Raw genomic sequence first — 24,051 nt, 5'->3', positions numbered from 1 at the left:
GCTTGCTGCTTAGCGGAACACCACCGTCTTGCTGCCGTTCAGCACGATGCGATGTTCAACGTGCCACTTCACCGCTCGCGCCAGCGTCACGCATTCGACGTCGCGGCCAATCGCCGTGAGTTGATCCGGCGTCATGCTGTGGTCGACGCGCTCCACTTCCTGCTCGATGATCGGACCTTCGTCGAGATCGGTCGTCACGTAGTGCGCGGTCGCGCCGATCAGCTTCACACCGCGGTCGAACGCCTGGTAGTACGGCTTTGCACCCTTGAAGCTCGGCAGGAACGAGTGGTGAATGTTGATCGCACGGCCCGTGAGACGCTCGCACAATTGCGGCGAGAGAATCTGCATATAGCGGGCGAGCACCACCAGATCGGCCTTGTGCTCGTCGATCACTTCGAGCACACGCGCCTCCTGGGCCGCCTTCCCTTCAGGCGTCGACGCCATCAGCGGGAAGTGGTGGAACGGAATGTCGTAGCTCGCGGCGAGTTGATAGAACTCCTTGTGGTTCGAGATGATCGCCGGAATCTCGATGCCCAATTGACCGGTGCGGTAGCGGAACAGCAGGTCGTTCAGGCAATGGCCGATCTTCGAAACCATGATCACCACGCGCGGCTTCACATTGGCGTCGTGCAGTTCCCAGCGCATGCCGAACTCGTCGGCGAGCGTGCTGAACGCACCGCGCAGCGCCTCCAGACCGGGATCGCCGCCCACCTGCTGGAAATGCACGCGCATGAAGAACTCGCCGGTGTGGCTGTCGCCGAACTGCGCCGAGTCGAGAATATTGCTGCCGCGCTCGAACAGGAAGCCCGATACGGCATGCACGATGCCGGGCCGGTCGGCGCACGACAGTTTGAGAATAAAGCTGTGATCGGTCGACATGACCTGGGTGACTCCCTTCTTCAATGCGTAATTCGTTGATGGCGCTATGTGGCAGCCGGCGGCGCGAACAGCGCGTCGATTCCCGCGCAGTCCTCTCTATCGATCCAGCGGCGGCGCAACAGGCAGTCGAGGGTCGCGAGGCTGGCATCGACCGTCATGGCGTCCTCTTCGATCCAGCGCGCTACCTCATCGATACGCGCCAGCCGGTGTTCGCCCACTTCGCCGTCCTGATTGCGCGGCGCGAAATCTGCCGGCAACGCCAGGTCGTAGACAAAAATCTGCTCGGCCTGGGTGCCTTCCGGCAGCGATTGCAGCACATGCACCGTTCGCCCGGCCATGGCGCGCGCGGCGATCTGCTCGGGAATGCCGGCTTCTTCCCAGCACTCCTTGACGATGGTCGCCTCGATACCGAAGCCCCAGCCTATGCCGCCCGCCACCACGTTATCCAGCATGCCAGGATCCGTCGCCTTGGTGTCGCTGCGGCGCGCAATCCACAATTGCGGCGCGCCATCTGCGTATTCTACGACGCCGTTCAGATGCACCGCGTAGGTCATCGTGCCGAAGAAGCGCGAGGCAGCACGTTCGATATACGCCAGCGGCGGCGCGTCGAAGGCATTGCGGATCGCATAGGTTTCGTCGCGCCAGCCGGGAATGCGGCCGTCCGCGGCCAGTGCGCCGATCACGGCGCCCAGCGCCGCACTGCGCAGGTCCAGCGTGTTGAAGCGCGACGCCAAGGTCACGCGCGTGGCATCGATCTCGAAGACATCCGGCCAGCGGACCAGCAGCGGCACATCCGTCGCACGGACCCAGCCGACCTGCTCGCCGTCGATCCAGAACGGCCTGTGCGCGTGCGCATCGAAGCGGCGCGCCTTGGTGATACAGGGCAAAGTCATGATTGCTCCAACTGCACGACAAGCGCACGGCAGGCCGCGCAGGTCAATTCGGAAGCTCGTTGCAGCTCGTCAGATTAGTCGCGCAACGCGACCCGAATGCCGATCGCGATAAAGGTCGCACCAGCGAGGCGATCAAGCCACACGCCGACGCGCGGACGGCGCTTCAGCCAACCGCCGATCATCCCGGCGCACACGCCGAACAGCGAAAACACGGCCACGGTCTGCAGCATGAACAGCAGGCCCAGTTCGAGCATCTGCACCGGCACGCTTTGCACGCCATGCGGCTCGATGAACTGCGGCAGGAACACGAGGAAGAACAGCGTCACCTTGGGGTTCAGCATGTTGCCGAACACGCTTTGGCGGAACACCGACCACAGCGGCTGAGCCGGACGCTCATGGGCCGTGGCAAGCCCCTGGCTGCGCAACGCCTTGATGCCGATCCAGATCAGGTAAGCGGCGCCGGCGTACTTGATGGCCTGGAAGGCCAGCGGCGAAGAGCGCAACAACGCGGCCACGCCGAGCGTGGCGAGCGTCGTGTGAAACGTGATGCCGGCCGCAAAACCAAGCGCCGCGACGAGTCCCGCCGCGCGCCCTTGGGAAATGCCGCGCGCCAGCACTTGCAGGTTGTCCGGGCCGGGCGCCAGGGTGATCGCCATCGAAGTGGCGAGGAACAGCAGGAAATTCGGCATGCTTCTTACCTCGTCGCGAGTGTGTTGCGGGTGGATCGATGCTAGTGACCGCTAAACTCGGTCACGGTAAACAGCGGCAGCCCCGCCGAGCGCAACAGCGCGGACCCGCCCAACTCCGGCAGATCGATAATCGCCGCACCTTCGATCACCTCTGCGCCCAACCGCTCCAGCAGTTTCTTGCCGGCCATCATGGTGCCGCCGGTCGCGATCAGATCGTCGACGATCACGATGCGGTCGCCCTTCGAGCAGGCGTCGGCATGAATCTCGACGGTCGCAGTGCCGTATTCGAGTTCATACGACTCGGACTCCGTCTTGTACGGCAGCTTGCCCGCCTTGCGGATCGGAATGAAGCCCACGTTCAGCTCGTAAGCCAGCACCGGCCCGATGATGAAACCGCGCGCGTCGAGACCCGCGATGTAGTCGAGCTTCGCCTCGATATAGCGCTGCACGAACAGGTCGATCAACACCCGAAAGGTCTTCGGATGCTGCAGCAGCGGCGTGATATCGCGAAACTGCACGCCGGCCTGCGGCCAGTCGGGCACGGTGCGAATCTGGCTTTTGACGAACGCAGCCGCGTCGAGCGGCGCGCTCGCAAGCGCGTTGGACATGATGACTCCAGATGGATCCCCATGGATCCGGGTAAAAGACTTAAGAATCTCGCACGGCGGCCCAGCTCAAACGCTCACCTGGTCACTCGGTCAAACCGCAGCCGAGCCAGCCCGGCGATGCCGCGACAGCCGTTCTTCGGCTTCGGCAAGCGCCTCGGGCAAACCGCGCAGCACGACGATGTCGCTCGCCCGCAGCTTGGTGGACGGGTCCGGCTCCACGCCGCGAATTCCGTGGCGGCGGATTGCCGTCACCTCGACACCCATGTCGACCAGCCCCACCTCCGCCAGCGTGCGGCCCACCGCGTCCGAGTTCTCGTCGACCGGCACAGATTGTAGTCGCACCTGCTCGTGACTGTCGTCGTCACCCGCGTCGTCGGCGCCGTGGAAATAGCCGCGCAGCAGACTATAACGCTCGTCGCGCATCTCCTCGACGCGCCGCACCACCCGCCGCATCGGCACGCCCATCAGCACGAGCGTGTGCGAGGCGAGCATCAGGCTGCCTTCGACGATCTCCGGAATCACCTCGGTCGCCCCCGCGGCGAGCAGCTTTTCGAGGTCGGCGTCGTCCACCGTGCGCACGATGACGGGCAGGGTCGGCTCGAGTTCGTGGATGTTGTGCAGCACGCGCAGCGCGGACGGTGTATTGGCGTAGGTGATCGCCACCGCAGCCGCCCGGTGAATCCCGGCCGCCAGCAGCGACTCGCGCCGCCCGGCGTCGCCGAACACCACTGACTCACCGGCCGCCGCAGCCGCCGCCACCCGGTCAGGGTCGAGGTCGAGCGCGACATAGGAGAGACCTTCATGTTCGAGCATGCGCGCGAGGTTCTGCCCGGCCCGCCCATAGCCGCAGATGATCGTATGGCCGCTTTGCTTCAGGCTTTGAGTGGCGATCCGCGTCATCTGCAAGGACTGCATCATCCATTCAGTGGACGACAGCCGCAGCACGATACGGTCCGCGTTCTGGATCAGGAATGGCGCAGCCAGCATCGACAACAGCATCGCGGCGAGAATCGCTTGCAGGAAGGTGGGGTCCACCAGATGCTTGTCGAGAATCAGGTTCAGCAGCACGAAGCCGAATTCACCGGCCTGCGCCAGCCCGATGCCGGTGCGCATCGCCACGCCCGGTGATGCGCCGAACAGCCGCGACAAAGCCGTGATCATGATCAGCTTCAGCAGCAACGGCCCGAGCAGGAAGGCCAGCACGATGAACGGATGCTTCCAGATCACCATCGGATTGAGCAGCATGCCGGTGGTGACGAAGAAAAGCCCCAGCAGCACGTCCCGAAACGGCTTGATGTCCTCTTCCACCTGATGCCGGTACGGCGTCTCGGCGATCAGCATGCCGGCGATAAACGCACCGAGCGCCAGCGAGAGCCCGAATTTGTCCGTGATAAACGCCGCGCCGAGCGTCACAAGCAAGAGATTCAGGATGAACAGTTCCTGCGAACGGCGCCGCGCCACCACGTTGAACCAGCGCGTCATGAACTTCTGCCCGACGATCAGCAGCAGCGACAGCGCCACGACGATCTTCACCGCCGCGAGGCCGAGCGCCGTCATCAGGGTGCGCGAATCGCCGCCCAGCGCCGAGATGATAATCAGCAAGGGCACCACTGCCAGATCCTGGAACAGCAGCACACCGAAGATATTGCGGCCGTGCTCGGTCTCGATCTCGAGCCGCTCTGCCAGCATCTTGCTGACGATGGCCGTGGACGACATGGCCAGCGCCCCGCCCAGCGCGATGCTGCCCTGCCAGGTAATGTGCACCCAGCGCTCCAGCACGAAGCCCAGCGCCACCGCCACAGCAACCGTGCCGATCACCTGCAACAGGCCGAGTCCGAACACCAGCCGGCGCATCGAACGCAGCTTCGACAGCGAAAACTCCAGCCCGATGGAAAACATCAGGAACACCACGCCGAACTCGGCCAGGTTCTGCGCGCCCTTCGAATCCGGAACGATACCGAACGCATGCGGCCCGACGATGATGCCCACCGTCAGGTAGCCGAGCATGGGCGGCAGGTTCAGGAAACGGAAAACGACGACGCCCGCCACCGATGCCAGCAGCAGGAACAGCGTCATTTCGAGCGGGGAAATCATACGAAAAAGCGCATCGGAAAGCGTCCTGGTTCGTCGACATAACCATCGCACGCGAACCGCCATGCGACAAGGTTGAGGGGCCGGTGAGGGCAGCGGCTGGGCACGGCAGGCCCGGCGCGGCGAACAAACGCCTTTTGCTATACTCCGCGAATGATAGCGAAAATCAATGGCGACCGGGCACTCGCGCTCGCTCGCAACGTGCTCGACATCGAAGCGGACGCCGTGAGCGCGCTTCGCGATCAACTCGACGATGGCTTCGTCGAGGCGATCGACTTCATCCTTAGCTGCCGTGGGCGCGTCGTCGTCTCGGGCATCGGCAAATCCGGCCACGTGGCCCGCAAGCTGGCGGCAACCTTCGCCAGTACCGGCACGCCCGCCTTCTTCGTGCACCCAGCCGAAGCCAGTCATGGCGACCTCGGCATGGTCACGGCGGACGACGTGTTCGTAGCCATGTCCAATTCCGGCGAATCCGAAGAGCTGATTGCGATTCTGCCGCTCATCAAGCGGCTGGGCGCCAAGCTGATCGCGATCACCGGCAAGCCGGCCTCGAGCCTGGCGCAACTGGCCGACGTGCATCTGAACGCCGGGGTTGCCAAAGAGGCCTGCCCGATGAATCTCGCCCCCACCGCCAGCACCACCGCCGCGCTTGCGCTCGGCGACGCGCTCGCGGTAGCGGTGCTGGACGCACGCGGCTTCGGCCCGGACGACTTCGCCCGCTCGCACCCGGGCGGCGCACTCGGCCGGCGTCTGCTCACCTACGTGCGCGACGTAATGCGCACCGGCGACCAGGTGCCGAAGGTGATGCCCGAGTCCACTGTGCGCGATGCGCTGTTCCAGTTGACCGCCAAGCGCATGGGCATGACGGCGATCGTCGACGAAAACCAGCGCGTCAAAGGCATCTTCACCGACGGCGACCTGCGCCGCGTGCTCGAACGCAGCGGCGACTTCCGAGAGTTGCCCATCGCCTCGGTGATGACACCGGGCCCGCGTACCATCGGCCCGGATCAACTCGCGGTCGAAGCAGTGGAACTGATGGAGCGCCACCGGATCAATCAGATGCTGGTCGTCGACGACGCGGGCAAGCTCATCGGCGCGCTCAACATGCACGACCTGTTCTCCAAGAAGGTGATCTGATGGCCGCCGCGCCCCTTACCGCCACTGAACGCGCGCGCCGCGTCAAGCTGATGATTTTCGACGTCGACGGCGTGCTAACCGACGGCGGCCTGCTGTTTACCGCCGAGGGCGACACGATGAAGTCGTTCAACTCGATGGACGGCCACGGCGCGAAGCTATTGCGCGAAGCCGGCATCGAGACGGCGATCATCACCGGGCGCAAGTCGGGCATCGTCGCTGTGCGGGCCAAGGAACTGAAGATCACGCACCTGTATCAGGGCATCGAAAACAAGCCCGAGGCGTTTGCCGACCTGCTCAAGCAGACCGGCCTCACCGCTGAGGAATGCGGCTATATGGGCGACGACTGGGTCGATCTCGGCGTGATGCTGAAGGTCGGCTTTGCGGCGGCGCCGGCCAATTCGCATCCGGAAGTGATCGCGCGCGCCCACTGGGTCAGCGAAGCGCGCGGCGGCCACGGCGCGGTGCGTGAAGTGTGCGATACCTTGCTGCGCGCGCAGAACAAGTACGACTCCCTGCTCGCGGCCGCGTGCCGTGGCGGTCAGCAGCAGGGCCTTGTCGGATGAACCAGTTCCGCTTTACTTCGCTGATCCCGCTGGTCGCCATGGCGGCGCTCGCCGGCATCACGTGGTGGCTGCTGCAGGCCACCGCGCCGCCGCCGCACGAAGGCGAGATCAAGCCGAAGGAACACACCCCGGATTATTTCGCCGACAATTTCTCGGTGTCCGAACTGGATCAGTCCGGCGCCACGCAGTACCGGCTGACCGCCAATAGCCTGATCCATTACGAAGACAATGAACTGAGCGATCTGGTCAAACCAGCGATCCGCGCCTTCCAGCCGGGCAAGCCGATTGTCACGGCGACCGGCGACACCGGCACCGTCAATGGCGACGCCTCGATCGTCGATCTGTACGACCACGCCCGCATCCTGCGCGCCGCCGGCGACGGCGACCCGGCGATGCAGGCTGATTCCCAGCATTTTCGGGTGCTGGTCAACGACGATGTGATCGAGACCGAAAAGCCGGTTAAACTTCAGCGCGGCCTGTCAGTCATGACGGCCAGCGGCATGAACTACAACAACGTCACCCGGGTAATGCAGCTGTTCGGCAACGTCCGTGGCGCGATCGCCGCGTCCGACGCCTCCGGCGGCTCCCTGAAGCAACCCGGGTAATCCAATCCAGCGTGACTGCATGAACGAATCGTTCCCCCGTTTTAAAACCGGCCGCTCGCGCGCCTTGTCCGCGTGCCGCGCTGGACTTGTTGCGCTGCTGGTCGCGTTGCCGCTCGTCGGCATTGCGCCGCTGGCGCACGCCGAACGCGCCGACAAGGACAAGCCGCTCAATATTGAAGCGGACAACATGACCTATGATGACCTGAAGCAGGTCAACATCTTCACCGGCCACGTGGTGGCCACCAAAGGCACGATCGTCATCAAGGCCGACCGCGTCGAAGTGACGCAGGATCCGCAGGGTTACCAGTACGCCACCGGCACCTCGAGCGGCGGCAGCCTGTCGTATTTCCGCCAGAAACGCGAAGGCCTCGACGAATATGTCGAAGGCACCGCCATCCGCATCGACTACGACGGCAAGCAGGACCTCACCACGCTCACCACCAACGCCACGGTGAACCGCCTGCAAGGCCTCTCGACCGTAATGGATACGGTCCACGGCAGCGTCATCACCTATGACGGCCAGAACGACTTCTATACCGCCAAGGCGGGTAAGGACGTCGCCGGCCCCGGCAACCCGACTGGCCGCGTGCGCGCCATGCTGTCGCCGCGTAACGGCGGCGCGGCGCCCCTGTCCGGCGCTTCCGCTACGCTCGTTCCGTCCACCACGATCCAGGGAGCCCCGGCCCAGTGAACTCAGTGAATTCGCCCTCCCTCCCCCATCGCAAGCCGGCTGGGACCAGCAGTTCGCTGGTAGTTCGCAATCTGAAGAAGCGCTATGGTTCGCGCACGGTCGTCAAGGACGTGTCGCTCGACGTCAAGAGCGGTGAAGTGGTTGGCCTGCTCGGCCCGAACGGCGCCGGCAAGACCACCTCGTTCTACATGATCGTGGGCCTCGTGCCGCTCGATGCAGGCGAGATCGACCTGGACGGCAAGTCGATCAGCCTGTTGCCGATCCACAAGCGCGCCTCGCTCGGCCTGTCGTATCTGCCGCAGGAAGCTTCGGTGTTCCGCAAGCTCAGCGTCGAAGAAAACATTCGCGCCGTGCTGGAGCTGCAGCTCGACGAAAGCGGCAAGCGCCTCAGCAAAGACACCATCACCACCCGCACGGAAGCGCTGCTCGACGAACTGCAGATCGCCCACCTGCGTGGCAATCCGGCGCTGTCGCTGTCGGGCGGCGAACGCCGGCGCGTGGAAATCGCCCGTGCGCTCGCCACCAACCCGAGCTTCATCCTGCTCGACGAGCCATTCGCCGGCGTCGATCCGATCGCCGTTCTGGAAATCCAGAAGATTGTTAAATTCCTGAAGCAGCGCAATATCGGCGTGCTGATTACGGACCACAACGTGCGCGAAACGCTCGGCATCTGCGATCATGCGTACATCATCAGCGACGGTAGCGTACTGGCCGCCGGCGCACCTGGCGATATCATCGAAAACGAAAACGTGCGGCGCGTCTACCTGGGCGAGCACTTCCGCATGTAACCGCGCGAGGGGCTAGCACGGCGGCATCCCCTGCCGCCCGCCCCTTGCTGCACCGCCTTCCTGTATTTTTGACGTGGCAGGCCACCCTCTCCCCTGCAGAGCCAATCCCGGCGCACGCGTTATTGCGAATGTCGCGAGGTATCGCGGTCGTGGCAAACTCTTTACAATGAATCTCAACTTGCCATGAAAGCCAGCCTCCAACTCCGCCTGTCGCAGCATCTTGCGCTGACCCCGCAACTACAGCAGTCCATCCGGCTGCTGCAGCTGTCTACGCTCGAACTGCAGCAGGAGGTCGCAATGGCGATCTCGCAGAACCCGCTGCTCGAAAACGAGGACGACTGGATCGCCAGCCCGTTGCGGGTCGCGGCGGACGGCTCGCTGATCGCCCAGGCGCCAAGCAACGCGGCGCCGGACCAGATGGGCAGCAACAACAGTTCATCCTCCTCGTCCACCAGCACCAGCGAGCGCGCCGAAAACGGCGAGCCGCAAGGCGTGGACGAGTACAACGGCCTCGCGGCCGACGGCAACGGCGACTCCACCCAGTGGAATCTGGACGACTACGGCCGCTCCGGCACCGCCTCCGACGACGACGACCTGCCGCCGCTGCAGATCCACGAATCGAGCACCTCGCTGCGCGACCACCTGATGGCGCAATTGCGCGTCACCCAGGCGAGCCAGCGCGACCGGGCGCTGATCACCTTCCTGATCGAATCGCTCGACGACGACGGCTATCTGACCGCGACGCTCGAGGAAGTGCAGGCCGACCTGCCTGAAGAACTCGAAGTCGATCTCGACGAACTGAACGCGGCGCTTGCACTGCTGCACAGCTTCGATCCGGCCGGCGTCGGCGCACGCTCCGCTTCCGAGTGCCTGAAGCTGCAATTGCTGCGCCTCGAAACCTCGGCGACGCGAACGCTCGCGCTCGAGATTGTGGCCCACCATCTGGAGCTGCTCGCCGCACGCGACTTCACACGCCTGCGCAAGCACCTGAAGGCAAGCGATGACGACCTGCGCGATGCACATGTACTGATCCGTTCGCTCGAACCGTTCCCAGGCGCGGCCTACGGCAAGGCCGAGGCCGACTACGTGGTGCCGGACATTATGGTGCGCAAGACGGGCCAGGGCTGGCAGGCCGAGCTAAACCCCGAGGTTGTACCGAAACTTCGTATCAATCACCTGTACGCGAACATTTTGCGTAACAACCGGGGCGATCCGGGCAGCGGTTCGTTGCGTCAGCAACTCCAGGAAGCCCGCTGGCTGATCAAAAACATTCAGCAGCGCTTCGAAACCATCCTGCGCGTGGCGCAAGCCATTGTGGAGCGTCAAAAGAGCTTTTTTGTACATGGCGAAATTGCCATGCGGCCCTTGGTTTTGCGGGAAATTGCTGATACGCTGGGCCTACACGAATCAACTGTCTCGCGTGTGACAACCGGTAAATACATGCTGACCCCATTCGGGACGCTTGAATTTAAGTACTTCTTCGGATCACACGTTTCGACTGACACGGGCGGCGCGGCCTCTTCCACGGCCATTCGCGCGCTCATCAAGCAACTGATAGGAGCGGAAAACACCAAATCTCCCCTTTCAGACAGCCGCATAGCCGAACTGCTGGCGGAGCAAGGATTCGTGGTCGCACGGCGCACCGTCGCGAAGTACCGCGAAGCCCTGAAGATTCCGGCAGTCAACCTGCGCAAGTCTCTTTAGCCCGCCGCGTAGTGTGGCGGGCATTTTCCGGCCGCTCCGCCCGTTGGCGGACAGGCCGGCCGATGCGACCTGCCAGTAGTCAGTCAACGGGGAATGACACAGGCGAGCCGTCAGATCGACCGGTACTGCCCCATCGTGCGGACCAAGCGGCCACTAGCTTGGAGAAGCACTATGAATCTGCAGATCAGTGGACACCATCTCGAAGTTACGCCAGCGTTGCGAGAATACGTGATCACCAAACTGGATAGGGTGCTAAGACATTTCGATCAGGTGATCGATGGCAGTGTGGTCCTCTCGGTCGACAACCACAAGGAAAAGGAAAAGAGGCAGAAGGTTGAAATCAACCTGCATCTGAAGGGCAAGGACATCTTTGTCGAGAGCTGTGACGGCGACCTGTACGCCGCGATCGATCTGATGATCGACAAGCTCGACCGGCAAGTCATCCGTCACAAAGATCGCCTACAGGGTCATCAGCATGAAGCGATCAAGTATCAACCGCTGGCGCCGCAAGTGGAAGTGCCGCCGCAATAAGCAGGATTAGAAGGGTTTTTCCTGACCTAGCTAAACCGCCCGGCAACGGGCGGTTTTTCGTTGGGTTTTTCGTAGAATCTAGGGATGGCGCGCCGCACCATCCATGGTCGCGCTGTTCTATAATGGGCCGGTTACCATCGGGGTCAATCGGGGTTATTCAGCGGGAGTCCTGCGTTTTTGGCCTCCCAAGCACATCGCCGTGAGCATCAGTCGAGAATGGAACGCCACTCAAACGCCACAGCGAGGAGTATCCAGGCCACGTTTCCGCCTGCCAACATGAATCGTTTAGCCAAATTTCTTCCCCTCGAAAACGTCGTCGTCGGACTATCGGTCACCAGCAAGAAACGCGTCTTCGAGCAAGCGGGCCTGATTTTCGAAAACCAGAACGGCATCGCCCGCAGCACGGTCACTGACAATCTGTTTGCGCGCGAGCGCCTCGGGTCGACGGGTCTTGGCGAAGGCGTCGCGATTCCGCATGGCCGGATCAAAGGCTTGAAGCAGCCGCTCGCCGCTTTCGTGCGGCTGGCCGATCCCATCCCCTTCGAGTCGCCCGACGGTCAGCCGGTCTCGCTGCTGATCTTCCTGCTGGTGCCCGAGCAGGCTACCCAGCAGCACCTCGAAATCCTCTCGGAAATCGCCCAGTTGCTGTCCGATCGCGAAACCCGCGAACGGCTGCATACGGAAGAAGACCGCGAAGCATTGCATCGACTGCTCACTCAGTGGCAACCTTGATGCATCGGCGCTCATCCGCACGTCGGTCCCCCGCCTGCGAGCGCGTGGGGCTCCGTGTCGAATCCGGCTCGCGCCGGCCAATCCGGCTGCGCTGACGCAGCCGGCGCACGCGGGGCAGCGGCCCACACTGGAGTCACGGACTCATGGATACGTCCAGCATCAACGCCCAAAGCATTTTCGACGACAACGCCGCCATGCTGAAACTCAGCTGGCTGACGGGGCATGAAGGCTGGGAGCGCGGCTTCTCGGCAGAAACAGTCGCCAATGCCACTTCGAGCGCCGACCTCGTCGGCCACTTGAACCTGATCCACCCGAACCGGATCCAGGTGCTCGGCGACGCCGAAGTCGACTATTACCAGCGCCAATCCGAAGAAGACCGCTCGCGCCACATGGCCGAGCTGATCGCCCTCGAGCCGCCGTTCCTGGTGGTGGCAGGCGGGGTGGCGGCGCCCCCGGAACTGGTGCTGCGCTGTACCCGTTCGTCCACGCCGCTCTTCACCACGCCGATGTCGGCCGCCGCCGTGATCGACAGCCTGCGTCTGTACATGTCACGCATTCTGGCGCCGCGCGCTACGCTGCACGGCGTGTTTCTCGACATTCTCGGCATGGGCGTGCTGCTCACCGGCGATTCCGGTCTCGGCAAAAGCGAACTCGGGCTTGAGCTGATCAGCCGCGGTCACGGCCTCGTAGCCGACGACGCGGTGGACTTCGTGCGCCTCGGGCCGGATTTTGTCGAAGGCCGCTGCCCGCCGCTGCTGCAAAACCTGCTGGAAGTGCGCGGCCTGGGCCTGCTCGACATCAAGACCATCTTCGGTGAAACCGCCGTACGGCGCAAAATGAAACTCAAGCTGATCGTTCAGCTCGTGCGCCGCCCGGACGGCGAATTCCAGCGCCTGCCGCTGGAAAGCCAGACCGTCGACGTGCTGGGCCTGCCTATCAGCAAGGTCACCATCCAGGTGGCGGCCGGCCGCAACCTGGCCGTGCTGGTGGAAGCCGCCGTGCGTAACACGATCCTGCAACTGCGCGGCATCGACACATTGCGCGACTTCATGGATCGCCAGCGCCTCGCCATGCAAGATCCCGACAGCCAGTTTCCCGGCAAGCTGATCTGAAACCGCACGACGTACCCGGCTGCAGCGGGGTACGCGCGCGGGGACCAGATGCTATGATGAAACGTACCGATTCGACGACTCCATGCGCATTATTCTGATCACCGGTATTTCCGGCTCCGGCAAATCCGTTGCACTGAACGCGCTTGAAGACGCTGGCTACTATTGCGTTGACAATCTGCCGCCGCGCTTTCTGCCGCAACTCGCCACCTATCTCGCGGAAGACGGGCAAGACCGCCTCGCGGTGGCAATCGACGCGCGTTCGAGCGCCTCGCTCGACGACATGCCGTCGATGATCCGCGACCTGTCGCGCGAGCACGATGTGCGCGTACTGTTTCTGAACGCCAGCACGCAGGCGCTGATTCAACGCTTCTCCGAAACGCGGCGCCGCCATCCACTGTCCGGCTCGGCCTCGCACAATGCCGACGTTGGCCTGCTCACTTCGCTGGAAGAAGCGATCGAGCGCGAGCGTGAACTGGTGGCGAATCTGGCCGAGTTCGGCCATCAGATCGATACCAGCAACCTGCGCGCCAACGTGTTGCGCGCATGGGTCAAACGTTTTATCGAGCAGGAGCACAGTGGTCTCGTGCTGATGTTCGAGTCGTTCGGTTTCAAGCGAGGCGTGCCGCTCGACGCCGATTTCGTGTTCGACGTGCGCACGCTGCCGAACCCGTACTACGATCACGAACTGCGTCCACTCACCGGCCTCGACAAGCCGGTGATCGATTTCCTCGGCGCCCTGCCCGTGGTGCACGACATGATGGGCGACATCGAAATGTTCCTCGTGAAGTGGCTGCCCCACTTTCGCGACGACAACCGCAGCTACCTGACCGTGGCGATCGGCTGCACAGGTGGCCAGCATCGTTCCGTATTCATTGCCGAGACGCTCGCCGCGCGTCTTGCCAAGCAGGCCAATGTGATCGTGCGGCACCGCGATGCGCCGGTTGACGTCGGCGAATCATCGAAGCTAGTGGCTTAACCGGCCGCAGTGCGCGGCCTTAACCCGAAGCGTTGCGCCATGTCATCTACTTCTGTGCTTGCCGATGTGCCGCTGTTTCCGCTGCACACGGTCCTGTTCCCCGACGGGCTGCTCCCCCTGAAGATCTTCGAAGCGCGCTATCTGGATATGGCACGCGACTGCCTGCGCGAAAAGACGCCCTTTGGCGTCTGCCTGCTGAAAAGCGGCGGGGAAGTCGCGCTGCCGGACGAGCCGTCCGTGCCTGAAAGCGTCGGCTGCCTCGCTGAAATCGAGGAGTGCGACGTCGAAACCTTCGGCATGCTGCTGATCCGCGCGCGCGGCACGCGGCGCTTCAAGTTGCTGTCGCATCGCGTAGAGCCGAGCGGCCTGCTGGTCGGCATGGCCGAGCCGATACCCGACGATCTGCCGCTCGAAGGCAATGAGCATCTGGCCAAATTCGGCGCCTGCGCGGAAGTGCTAGAGCGGATCATCGCGACGATTCGCGAGCGCGATCCGGATAGTCTGCCGTTCGCGCAGCCGTTCAAGCTCGAAGATCCGACCTGGGTCTCCAACCGGCTTTCGGAAGTGCTGCCGGTTGCGCTAAAGGCGCGGCAAAAATTGATGGAATTGCCGGATGCCGGCGCACGTATCGACGTGGTTCATCACTACATGCAGCAGCATCAGTTGCTGTGAGGGCGTTGGCGTGGCCGCAATCACGCCAACGCTGAACCCGCCAGCTCGCTACAGCAAAGATCCGTGCAGACCGTCCAACAGCTTGCGCACCGGCGCCGGCACGCCGTAAGCGTCGATATCGCGCAGCGCGACCCACACGGTTTCAGCATCACCCAGCGCCAGCCCGGCCCGGCCAGCACCGGCGCGATCCAGTTCCGCAAGGCGCGGCTCGATATCCAGCCGGAAATGCGTGAACGTGTGTGTGAGCGGCGCCAGCGGCGAAACCGCACCGTCGCCGCCAAATTCGCGGGCACGTTCGGCTAAAGCAGCTTCATCAGCCGCTTCCGGCAGACTCCACAGCCCACCCCATATACCGGAAGGCGGCCGTTTTTCGAGCATCACCGCATCGCCATCGCACAGCACGAGCATCCACGTGCGACGCGTCGGCACCGCCTTCTTGGGCCGCGCGGCGGGCAATTGGCGCTGCCGGCCGGTCACGTTCGCCACACAGTCGGGCGCGAACGGGCAGCGCTCGCAGTCCGGCTTGCCGCGCATGCACAGCGTCGCGCCGAGATCCATCAAGCCCTGTGTATAAGCGCTCACGTCGGCATTGCTGGCATTAGACGGCAGCAGCGATTCCGCCAGCGTCCACATGGCGTTTTCGACACGCTTTTCGCCGGGGAAACCTTCGACACCGAAGACGCGGGCCAGCACGCGCTTCACGTTGCCGTCGAGAATCGTGGCGCGCGCGCCGAACGCAAACGACGCGATCGCCGCCGCCGTCGAGCGGCCGATGCCCGGCAGGTCGGCCAGCGCCTCAACCGAAGCTGGGAACGCCCCGCCATGCAGTTCCACCACCGCCTGCGCGCAACGGTGCAGATTACGCGCACGCGAGTAGTAACCGAGACCGGCCCACAAGGCCATCACATCGTCGATCGGCGCCGCGGCGAGCGCGGCAACATCCGGAAAACGCGCCAGAAAACGTGCGTAATAAGGAATCACCGTCGACACCTGGGTCTGCTGCAACATGATTTCCGACAGCCAGATGCGATACGGGTCGCGCGTGTTTTGCCACGGCAGATCGTGGCGGCCATGCTGGCGCTGCCAGGCAATCAGGCGCGCGGAGAAATCGGCCAAGGCCGGTTTGACGGACAAAACGGGCACGGTGGCCGTCGAAGAAGGCGTTAAACGAGAGGGCATTAAAAATTAGCGCTGGCAGGTCGGACAGAAGTAAGTCGAGCGCTGCCCCTGCACGATCTGTTTGATCGGCGTTCCACACACCCGGCATGGCAGCCCCGCGCGATCATAGACGAAATAGTCGAGCTGGAAGTAACCGCTTTCGCCATTGCTGCCGACAAAATCGCGCAGCGTGCTGCCACCTTTTTCGATTGCGGCGGCCAGCGTCACGCGCACCGCATCGGCCAGCAGGTCATAGCGGACCAGCGAAACGCGGCCGGCTGGCGTCGTGGGCCGGATGCCGGCGCGAAACAGGCTTTCGGACGCGTAAATATTGCCCACGCCCACCACGATCTCGCCCGCGAGCAGCGCCTGTTTGACCGAGACCTTGCGGCCGCGCGTCTGCCGGTGCATCAAGGCGCCCGAAAAAGCTGAGGAAAACGGCTCGACGCCCAGACCGGCAAGCAGCGGATGCGCGAGCACGTCGCCGTCTTCCCGTGCATGCCAAAGTACAGCCCCAAAGCGCCGCGGATCTCGATAGCGGAGAATGAATTCGTCGAAAATCCAGTCGACATGGTCGTGCTTCGCGGCTTCCGGCAGATGCGGCAAATTGCGCAGCACCCGCAGCGTACCGGTCATGCCGAGGTGCACAATGAACCAGCCCGCGTCGATTTCGAACAGCAGGTACTTGCCGCGCCGCTCGACCTTGCGCACCACATGGCCCCGCAAGGTTCTCGCAAGGTCGGCCGGAATCGGCCAGCGCAGCGCGGGGGTACGGACGTCGACGCGCTCGACCCGGCGTCCGGAGACGTACGGTTCAATTCCTCGTCGCGTAACCTCAACTTCTGGCAACTCTGGCATGTCTAACTGGTCTGCAACTTGCGTGAGTGGTTGTGCGCTTATTGTAGCGAGCGCGTTACAATCGACCGAAACATTGAACGGATTTCCATGAACTTGTCCTTCGTGAAGCTGTTTTCGAAGCGCCCGGCGCGCACTTCCCGCGTGCCGCACGGCGTGTCCGCTCGTCGCTTGCTCGGCGCGGCGGCGCTTGCCGTGTGGGCGCTCGCCGCCATGCCGGCGCATGCGCAAGACCCTTCTCCGGATTCGGACGACAACTCCGTCTCCATGCCGGACGCGCTCGGGGCGCAAACGGCAGACGACCAGAAGGACCTGCCCAGCGTCCCGCTGACGAGCCAGATCGTGTTCCAGGTGCTCGCGGCGGAAGTCGCCCTGCAGCGCGATCAACCGGCGCCGGCGTATCAGACCTACCTCGCGCTGGCGCGCGACACCCACGATCCGCGGATGGCGCAACGCGCTACCGAAATCGCGCTGGCCGCGCAGAGTCCTTCGGACGCACTAGCGGCTGCGCAACTGTGGCAGCAGTATGCACCTGCGTCGGAACGCGCGGCGCAACTCGATGCATCGCTGCTCGTGCTGTCAGGCAAGCCTGACGATGCAGAACCGCTGCTCGCGCGCGAACTCGCGAAGGTGCCGGAAGAGAATCGCGGCAGCGCAATCCTCGCGCTGCAACTGCTGATCTCGCGCGGCCCGAATCGCATCGGCGGCCTGCATGTGCTGCAGGACCTGCTGAAGAACGACCAGAATCGCCCCGAAGCGCAACTGGCTATCGCCCGTCAGCAGCTCGTGGCGAACGACGCGCCGGGCGCACGCAAGTCGCTCGAGCAGGCGCTCACGCTGAAGCCCGATTACCTGCCAGCTGCGTTGACGCTGTCGCAGATGGGCCCGGAAGAGCGCAAGGAAGGCATCGCCTCGCTCGAAGGTTACGTCCAGAAGAATCCGAAGTCGCATGATGCGCGACTCGCTCTGGCGCAGATGTATCTCGCCAGCGACCGTCTCGACGACGCGCAAAAGCAGTTCGAGGAGATGCACAAGGACAACGCGAACGACCTGACGCCGATGATGGCGCTCGCGCTGATCAGCATCCAGAAGAAGGATTTCCCGAGCGCGCAAAACTATCTGCAGCAGTACGCGCAGAAGGCAGAGAAGACACCGGGCGCCGATGCGGGCCAGGCCTATATCTACCTCGCGCAACTTTCGCTCGAACAGAAGAACGACGCGGCAGCGAGCGACTGGCTCAACAAGATTTCGCCGTCGAGCCAGCAATACATTCCGGCGCAGATCACGCGCGCCCAGTTGCTCGAAAAGCAGAACAAGCCTGACGACGCCCGCAAGCTGCTCGCCGGCCTGCAGGCGCCGGACCCGCGCGATCAGGCCTTGATCGCCCGTACCGACGCCGCCATCCTGTTCGACTCGAAGCGCTATGCGCAAGCCGAAGACCGGCTCGCGCAAGCCACCGCCGACTTCCCTGACGACCCCGATCTGACCTACGACTACGCGATGGCGGCCGAGAAGAACGGCCACTACGACACGATGGAAGCGCAGTTGCGCAAGCTGATCGAAACGCAGCCGGACAATCCGCAAGCCTATAACGCGCTCGGCTATTCGCTGGCGGACCGCGGCGTGCGTCTGCAGGAAGCTGACCGGCTGATCCAGAAGGCCTCGTCGCTCGCGCCGGACGACGCGTTCATCATGGACAGCGTGGGCTGGGTCAAGTATCGCCTTGGCGATACGTCGGACGCGGTCAAACTGCTGCGCAAGGCCTACGATCTGCAGCCGAATGCGGAAATCGGCGCTCATCTGGGCGAAGTGCTGTGGAAGACCGGTGCGCAGGATCAGGCGCGCGACGCCTGGCGTGAAGCGCGCAAGCTGGAACCTGATAACGATACGCTCCTCAAAACGCTTAAACGTTTTCAGGTGAACGATCTCTGATGCTGATTTCGAACCGCTCGATCCGTCCTCTCCGTTTGTGCGCTTATCCCCAGGCGCCGCGCCGCGCGGCGCTTGGGCTCGCAGCGGCGGCTGCCGTCTCGTTGGCCGGGTTGACTGGCTGCGCCTCGGTCAAGCCGCAACAGCCGTCGCTGTCGAACGCCACCACCTCCGTCACCGCACAGACAAGCCGTGCCTATCACGGCCGCTTCGCGGTTCAGTACGTCGACCAGAACGGCCAGCAACGCAACGCCTACGGCAACTTCGACTGGCAGGAAGCTGGCGATACGGTCACGCTGCAGTTGCGCAACCCGCTCGGCCAGACGCTCGCGATCGTCACGTCGTCGCCGGCTTCGGCCTCGCTCGAATTGCCGAACCGCCAACCGCTCACCGCCGACAACGTGTCCACGCTGATGCAGAACGCGCTCGGCTTTGCGCTGCCGGTCGAAGGCCTGCGCTACTGGCTGCAGCCGTCGGCCGCACCCAGCTCGCGGGCGAAGACCGAAAAGGATCCGCAAGATCCGTCGCATCTAAAGGAAATTGTCCAGGATGGCTGGACGATCAACTATGTCGCGTATGCTGACGCACCGGCCACCGGCCTCAAGCGCGTCAACCTCAGCCGCGAAGAGCCGCCGCTCGACATCAAGCTCGTGCTCGACCAATAGACCGGTCAGCCCGCGTTGGCTCCGGCCTGTTTCCGCGCCGGCTCCGTATTAGCTCCGCCCTTTGTCCTGAGTCATGATTGAAACGAACGATTCGCTGCGCGACTGCCTCGCACCAGCGAAGCTGAATCTCTTCCTGCACATCACCGGCCGCCGGCCGGACGGCTATCACGCGCTGCAGACCGTGTTCCAGTTGCTCGACTGGGGCGACACGCTGCACTTCACGCGCCGCGACGATGGCCGCGTCATGCGCAGCAGCGACGTGTCCGGCGTGCCGGCCGAGCAAGACCTGACCGTACGCGCCGCACTGCTGCTGAAAAGCCATACAGGTACGCAGCAAGGCGTCGACATCGAGATCGACAAGCGTCTGCCGATGGGCGCGGGCCTCGGCGGTGGCAGCTCGGACGCGGCCACCACACTGCTCGCATTGAACCGTCTGTGGGAGCTCGATTTGCCCCGCGAGGAACTGCAGGCGCTGGCCCTGAAGCTCGGTGCCGACGTGCCTTTTTTTATTTTTGGAAAAAATGCGTTCGCAGAGGGTGTCGGAGAAGCGTTAGAGGCTGTACAATTGCCCGCTCGTAATTTCCTTGTTGTGACGCCGCGGGTTCATGTTCCAACTGCAGCGATTTTTTCCGAAAAATCGTTGACAAGAGATTCAAAACCCCTCACAATTACGGACTTTCTTGCACAACATAGTTGCAGCGCAGGATGGCCAGACAGCTTCGGCCGAAATGACATGCAGCAAGTTGTCGTGGGAAAATACGCGGAAGTTGCGCAGGTGCTTGGATGGTTTGATAACATCGCGCCGGCGCGGATGACTGGATCAGGTGCTAGCGTTTTTGCAGCGTTCCATAGTCGTGATGAAGCAGAAGCGGCGCAAGCCAAACTGCCGAGCGGCTGGAGCAGCGCAGTAACAGCAAGCCTGGATACACATCCACTCTTCGCTTTCGCGTCATAGGTTTTGCATCGTCGAGCGGTCCTACACGCTCGGTGAAGCTCAAAGTTAGTGTAGGGGAGTCGCCAAGTTGGTTAAGGCACCGGATTTTGATTCCGGCATTCGAGGGTTCGAGTCCTTCCTCCCCTGCCAAAAATTCTCGCATTTCCTCGCCCCCCAGCCAGAAGCAGGTGCATGATGAGCAGCCATGACGGCCTGATGGTTTTTACTGGCAACGCGAATCCCGCGCTTGCACACGAAGTCGTAAAAATCCTCGGTATTCCCCTCGGCAAAGCGATGGTCAGCCGTTTTTCAGACGGTGAGATTCAGGTCGAGATTCAGGAAAACGTGCGTGGCAAGGATGTCTTCGTCCTGCAATCCACGTGCGCACCGGCGAACGACAACCTGATGGAACTGATGATCATGGTCGATGCGCTCAAGCGCGCATCTGCTGGCCGGATCACCGCAGCTATCCCCTACTTCGGCTATGCCCGCCAAGATCGTCGCCCGCGTTCGGCGCGCGTGGCAATCTCGGCCAAGGTCGTGGCGAACATGCTGGAAATCGCTGGCGTCGAGCGGATCATCACGATGGATCTGCACGCTGACCAGATTCAAGGTTTCTTCGACATCCCCGTCGACAACATCTATGCAACGCCCGTGCTGCTCGGCGATCTGCGCAAGCAGAATCACGAGAACCTGCTGGTCGTGTCGCCGGACGTCGGCGGCGTGGTCCGCGCCCGTGCACTGGCCAAGCAACTGAACTGCGATCTCGCGATCATCGACAAGCGCCGCCCCAAGGCGAACGTCGCTGAAGTGATGAACATCATCGGTGAAGTCGAAGGCCGTACCTGCGTGATCATGGACGACATGGTCGACACCGCCGGCACGCTCTGCAAGGCGGCTCAGGTGCTGAAGGAACGCGGCGCGATCAAGGTGTTCGCGTATGCAACCCACCCGGTTCTGTCGGGCGGCGCCGGCGAGCGTATCGCTGCTTCCGCGCTCGACGAACTGGTTGTGACGGATACGATCCCGCTCGGCGACGAAGCCCGCTCGTGCGCGAAGATCCGCTCGCTGACCAGCGCAGGCCTGCTGGCCGAAACGTTCTCGCGGATCCGCCGCGGCGATTCGGTGATGTCGCTGTTTGCAGAAAGTTAAGTATTTGCGAAGGCGCAACGTGATTCACGTTGCGCTTTTGCACAATCGGCATGAGCGAACGAAGGTTCGTGCCGTCGAGTCTGGGGCCTCAGCCGAATTGGCGTGAAGGCCCCGTTTTTACTGCCTGGTCGCGGGCAGTGCATTGGAGATTCAATATGAAAGTAGTCGCTTTCGAGCGTTCCCTGCAAGGTACGGGTGCGAGCCGCCGCCTGCGTATTTCCGGCAAGACGCCGGCAATCGTTTATGGCGCTGGTGCTGAACCGCAAATGATCGAACTCGATCACAACGCGTTGTGGCACGCCCTGAAGAAAGAAGTTTTCCACTCGTCGATTCTCGATCTGGAAATCGGCGGTAAGGCGCAACAAGTTCTGCTGCGCGACGTGCAATATCACCCGTTCCGTCAGCTTGTGCTGCACGTGGACTTCCAACGCGTCGATGCAACGAAGAAGCTGCACACCAAGGTGCCGCTGCACTTCATGAACCAGGAAACCAACCCGGCAGTCAAGCAGTCGGGCGCGGTGATCTCGCACGTTCTGAACGAAATCGAAATCGAGTGCCTGCCGTCGGCACTGCCGGAATTCCTCGAAGTCGACCTGGCGAAGATCGAAGCGGGTCAAACGATGCACGCCAAGGACATCGTCCTGCCGGCTGGCGTCGCGCTGGTTGCACACATTGAAGCTGAAAACCCGGTGGTCGCATCCGCGACGATCCCGGCTGGTGCGGTCGCTGAAGGCAGCGCTGCTGCAGGCGAAGGCGAAACGCCGGCTGCTTAAGCTTCATACAGCAAGCAATCCTCTCGATCCGTTTCATTGGAACGGACGATGTGACCCGCCGAGGTTCTCCCCGGCGGGTTTTTTTTCGGTTTTTTCAGGTCGTGTGGCACGCCGCCGGCCCTTAACCAGTCATGAATCAATCATGATCAAACTGATCGTGGGGCTCGGCAATCCGGGCGCCGAATACACTGCGACGCGTCACAACGCCGGGTTCTGGCTGGTCGATCAACTGGCGCGCGAAGCCGGCACCACCCTGCGCGACGAGCGGCGCTTTCACGGCTTCTACGCCAAGGCACGTCTGTACGGCGAAGAGGTGCACCTGCTCGAGCCACAGACGTACATGAACCGCTCGGGACAATCCGTCGTCGCACTCGCACATTTCTTCAAGATCCTGCCCGATGAGATTCTCGTCGCGCACGACGAACTCGATCTGCCGCCCGGCACCGTCAAGCTCAAGCTCGGTGGCGGCAGCGGCGGCCACAACGGTCTGAAGGACATTTCCTCGCATCTGACGACGCAGCAGTATTGGCGGCTGCGCATCGGCATTGGCCATCCGCGCGATCTGATTCCCGAAAGCGCCCGCGCCGGCGCGAAGCCGGACGTCGCCAACTTTGTGCTGAAGCCGCCGCGCCGCGAAGAGCAGGACGTGATCGATGCATCGATCGAGCGTGCGCTGGTGCAAATGCCGCTGGTTGTGAAAGGCGAGATGGAGCGTGCGGTGATGCAATTGCATCGCAGCGCGTAGGCGCTTATTGCGCGGTCACCGCGGATTTTGCGGCCCCGGCCGGGCTATTATCAAGGTCGACCCACAGCCATCAATTGGAGCCCGGCTTGAGCCGCTATTGGAGTGACATCGTCCATCGTCTGACGCCGTATGTGCCGGGCGAACAGCCCGCGCTCGCCCATCCGGTCAAGATGAACGCCAACGAGAACCCGTATCCGCCGTCGCCGCGCGTGCTGGAGGCAATCCGCCAGGAACTCGGCGAAACCGCGGAGTCGCTGCGCCGCTATCCCGATTCGACCGCGCGCAAGCTGCGCGAGACAGTGGCTGCGCACCACGGCATCCGGGCCGACCAGGTGTTCGCCGGCAACGGTTCCGACGAAGTCCTCGCGCTGACGTTCCAGGCGCTGCTCAAGCACGACAAGCCGATCCTGTTCCCGGACATCACGTACAGCTTCTATCCGACGTATGCCCGGCTCTTCGAGGTCGAATACCGGACCATTCCGGTGGACGACGCCTTCGCGATTCGCGTCGACGACTACGCCTCGCCCAACGGCGGCGTGCTGTTACCGAACCCGAACGCGCCGACCGGCCACCCTCTGCCGTTGAGCGAAATCGAGCGACTGGTGGCGCAGCATCGCGACTCCGTCGTGGTGATCGACGAAGCGTATGTGGATTTCGGCGCACAGTCGGCGATTGCGCTGATTGACCGCTATCCGAACCTGCTGGTCGTGCACACCGTCTCGAAGTCACGCTCGCTGGCGGGCATGCGGGTGGGCTTCGCGTTCGGGCATCCCGATCTGATCGACGCGCTGAACCGCGTGAAGGACAGCTTCAACTCGTACCCACTCGATCGGCTCGCACAGGTCGCGGCGATCGCCGCCTATCAGGACGACAAGTGGTTCCACGACAGTTGCGCGAAAGTCATCGCGAGCCGCGAGCGACTCTCTGCCGGTCTGACTGCGCTTGGCTTCAAGGTCGTGCCCTCGGGAGCGAACTTCGTGTTCGCCCGCCACGAAGGCTACGACGCGGCCACGCTCACCGCACGGCTAAAGGATAAGCAGATTTTTGTGCGCCACTTCAAGGCGCCGCGCATCGATCAGCATTTGCGCATCTCGATCGGCACCGACGCGGAATGCGACGCCTTGCTGGCAGCGTTGGAGGATGTGTTCCACGCGTACGTGGGATAGGTG

The 24,051-nt window shown here is 63.0% G+C and carries 25 protein-coding genes and 1 tRNA gene; 19 read left to right on the top strand and 7 right to left on the bottom strand.

The features are described 5' to 3' along the window. Nucleotides 1–9: 9 nt before the first annotated feature. From purU to BLQ92_RS13275, 5 genes are all read right to left on the bottom strand, one after another. Nucleotides 10–879, bottom strand: coding sequence for a formyltetrahydrofolate deformylase (gene purU / locus BLQ92_RS13295; protein WP_090684963.1), 870 nt, complete (start codon nt 877–879; stop codon nt 10–12). A 44-nt stretch (nt 880–923) separates the two neighbouring features. After that, complete coding sequence (locus BLQ92_RS13290) at nt 924–1,772, bottom strand: NUDIX hydrolase (protein WP_090684962.1); 849 nt, start codon at nt 1,770–1,772, stop codon at nt 924–926. A 74-nt stretch (nt 1,773–1,846) separates the two neighbouring features. Continuing rightward, complete coding sequence (locus tag BLQ92_RS13285; RefSeq protein ID WP_090684961.1) at nt 1,847–2,461, bottom strand: LysE family translocator; 615 nt, start codon at nt 2,459–2,461, stop codon at nt 1,847–1,849. Nucleotides 2,462–2,502: 41 nt separating this feature from the next. Further along, entirely contained in the window at nt 2,503–3,069 is a 567-nt protein-coding gene (locus BLQ92_RS13280; RefSeq protein ID WP_090684960.1) for an adenine phosphoribosyltransferase, read from the bottom strand. Nucleotides 3,070–3,159: 90 nt separating this feature from the next. Next, on the bottom strand, nt 3,160–5,163 hold the full coding sequence (locus tag BLQ92_RS13275) for a monovalent cation:proton antiporter family protein (RefSeq protein ID WP_090684959.1): 2,004 nt from the start codon (nt 5,161–5,163) through the stop codon (nt 3,160–3,162). A gap of 150 nt (nt 5,164–5,313) precedes the next feature. On the opposite strand from BLQ92_RS13275, the gene kdsD reads away from it, so the two are divergent. From kdsD to BLQ92_RS13220, 11 genes are all read left to right on the top strand, one after another. Next, the gene (gene kdsD, locus BLQ92_RS13270) at nt 5,314–6,297 is read left to right on the top strand and encodes an arabinose 5-phosphate isomerase KdsD (RefSeq protein WP_090684958.1); all 984 of its coding nucleotides are present in this window, start codon (nt 5,314–5,316) and stop codon (nt 6,295–6,297) included. Then, nucleotides 6,297–6,860 (top strand): KdsC family phosphatase, encoded by a 564-nt coding sequence (locus BLQ92_RS13265; RefSeq protein ID WP_090684957.1) that lies wholly within the window; start codon nt 6,297–6,299, stop codon nt 6,858–6,860. Before kdsD ends, BLQ92_RS13265 begins: the two co-directional genes overlap by 1 nt. Further along, nucleotides 6,857–7,465 (top strand): LPS export ABC transporter periplasmic protein LptC, encoded by a 609-nt coding sequence (gene lptC / locus BLQ92_RS13260; RefSeq protein WP_090684956.1) that lies wholly within the window; start codon nt 6,857–6,859, stop codon nt 7,463–7,465. Before BLQ92_RS13265 ends, lptC begins: the two co-directional genes overlap by 4 nt. 19 nt (nt 7,466–7,484) lie before the next feature. Next, nucleotides 7,485–8,156 (top strand): lipopolysaccharide transport periplasmic protein LptA, encoded by a 672-nt coding sequence (gene lptA, locus BLQ92_RS13255; protein WP_090684955.1) that lies wholly within the window; start codon nt 7,485–7,487, stop codon nt 8,154–8,156. Nucleotides 8,157–8,161: 5 nt separating this feature from the next. Further along, a complete protein-coding gene (lptB, locus tag BLQ92_RS13250) occupies nt 8,162–8,944 on the top strand; it encodes an LPS export ABC transporter ATP-binding protein (RefSeq protein ID WP_090685266.1) in 783 nt (260 codons plus the stop codon). 183 nt (nt 8,945–9,127) lie between these two features. Next, a complete protein-coding gene (locus BLQ92_RS13245; protein ID WP_090684954.1) occupies nt 9,128–10,648 on the top strand; it encodes an RNA polymerase factor sigma-54 in 1,521 nt (506 codons plus the stop codon). 171 nt (nt 10,649–10,819) lie between these two features. Beyond that, on the top strand, nt 10,820–11,179 hold the full coding sequence (hpf, locus tag BLQ92_RS13240; protein ID WP_090684953.1) for a ribosome hibernation-promoting factor, HPF/YfiA family: 360 nt from the start codon (nt 10,820–10,822) through the stop codon (nt 11,177–11,179). A gap of 216 nt (nt 11,180–11,395) precedes the next feature. After that, complete coding sequence (locus BLQ92_RS13235) at nt 11,396–11,911, top strand: PTS sugar transporter subunit IIA (RefSeq protein ID WP_090684952.1); 516 nt, start codon at nt 11,396–11,398, stop codon at nt 11,909–11,911. Between the two features lie 143 nt (nt 11,912–12,054). Beyond that, nucleotides 12,055–13,023 carry an HPr(Ser) kinase/phosphatase gene (hprK, locus tag BLQ92_RS13230; protein ID WP_074263299.1) on the top strand — a complete coding sequence of 323 codons (969 nt, stop codon included), beginning with the start codon at nt 12,055–12,057 and terminating at the stop codon, nt 13,021–13,023. Between the two features lie 82 nt (nt 13,024–13,105). Beyond that, nucleotides 13,106–13,999 carry an RNase adapter RapZ gene (gene rapZ, locus BLQ92_RS13225; protein ID WP_090684951.1) on the top strand — a complete coding sequence of 298 codons (894 nt, stop codon included), beginning with the start codon at nt 13,106–13,108 and terminating at the stop codon, nt 13,997–13,999. Nucleotides 14,000–14,038: 39 nt separating this feature from the next. After that, nucleotides 14,039–14,671: an LON peptidase substrate-binding domain-containing protein gene (locus tag BLQ92_RS13220; protein ID WP_090684950.1), complete on the top strand. Its 633-nt coding sequence runs from the start codon at nt 14,039–14,041 to the stop codon at nt 14,669–14,671. A gap of 48 nt (nt 14,672–14,719) precedes the next feature. On the opposite strand, the gene mutY is transcribed toward BLQ92_RS13220, so the two are convergent. Next, on the bottom strand, nt 14,720–15,850 hold the full coding sequence (mutY, locus tag BLQ92_RS13215; protein WP_090684949.1) for an A/G-specific adenine glycosylase: 1,131 nt from the start codon (nt 15,848–15,850) through the stop codon (nt 14,720–14,722). Between the two features lie 6 nt (nt 15,851–15,856). Further along, on the bottom strand, nt 15,857–16,687 hold the full coding sequence (gene mutM, locus BLQ92_RS13210; RefSeq protein ID WP_090684948.1) for a bifunctional DNA-formamidopyrimidine glycosylase/DNA-(apurinic or apyrimidinic site) lyase: 831 nt from the start codon (nt 16,685–16,687) through the stop codon (nt 15,857–15,859). An 87-nt stretch (nt 16,688–16,774) separates the two neighbouring features. Between mutM and BLQ92_RS13205 the strand changes: the two genes are divergently transcribed. From BLQ92_RS13205 to hisC, 8 genes are all read left to right on the top strand, one after another. Then, nucleotides 16,775–18,616: a tetratricopeptide repeat protein gene (locus BLQ92_RS13205; protein WP_090684947.1), complete on the top strand. Its 1,842-nt coding sequence runs from the start codon at nt 16,775–16,777 to the stop codon at nt 18,614–18,616. After that, a complete protein-coding gene (lolB, locus tag BLQ92_RS13200; RefSeq protein ID WP_425194887.1) occupies nt 18,616–19,278 on the top strand; it encodes a lipoprotein insertase outer membrane protein LolB in 663 nt (220 codons plus the stop codon). Before BLQ92_RS13205 ends, lolB begins: the two co-directional genes overlap by 1 nt. A gap of 73 nt (nt 19,279–19,351) precedes the next feature. Beyond that, nucleotides 19,352–20,233, top strand: coding sequence for a 4-(cytidine 5'-diphospho)-2-C-methyl-D-erythritol kinase (ispE, locus tag BLQ92_RS13195; protein ID WP_090684946.1), 882 nt, complete (start codon nt 19,352–19,354; stop codon nt 20,231–20,233). 52 nt (nt 20,234–20,285) lie between these two features. Beyond that, nucleotides 20,286–20,362 (top strand) — tRNA-Gln (locus tag BLQ92_RS13190). Between the two features lie 45 nt (nt 20,363–20,407). Beyond that, the gene (locus BLQ92_RS13185; RefSeq protein WP_090684945.1) at nt 20,408–21,364 is read left to right on the top strand and encodes a ribose-phosphate pyrophosphokinase; all 957 of its coding nucleotides are present in this window, start codon (nt 20,408–20,410) and stop codon (nt 21,362–21,364) included. Nucleotides 21,365–21,519: 155 nt separating this feature from the next. Continuing rightward, the gene (locus BLQ92_RS13180; protein ID WP_090684944.1) at nt 21,520–22,137 is read left to right on the top strand and encodes a 50S ribosomal protein L25/general stress protein Ctc; all 618 of its coding nucleotides are present in this window, start codon (nt 21,520–21,522) and stop codon (nt 22,135–22,137) included. Between the two features lie 142 nt (nt 22,138–22,279). Then, a complete protein-coding gene (gene pth / locus BLQ92_RS13175) occupies nt 22,280–22,882 on the top strand; it encodes an aminoacyl-tRNA hydrolase (RefSeq protein WP_090684943.1) in 603 nt (200 codons plus the stop codon). Between the two features lie 86 nt (nt 22,883–22,968). After that, on the top strand, nt 22,969–24,048 hold the full coding sequence (gene hisC / locus BLQ92_RS13170) for a histidinol-phosphate transaminase (RefSeq protein WP_090684942.1): 1,080 nt from the start codon (nt 22,969–22,971) through the stop codon (nt 24,046–24,048). Nucleotides 24,049–24,051 lie beyond the last annotated feature (3 nt).

Source organism: Paraburkholderia phenazinium, from assembly GCF_900100735.1.
Classification (GTDB): domain Bacteria; phylum Pseudomonadota; class Gammaproteobacteria; order Burkholderiales; family Burkholderiaceae; genus Paraburkholderia; species Paraburkholderia phenazinia.
This window is presented reverse-complemented; position numbering and strand designations above follow the sequence as displayed.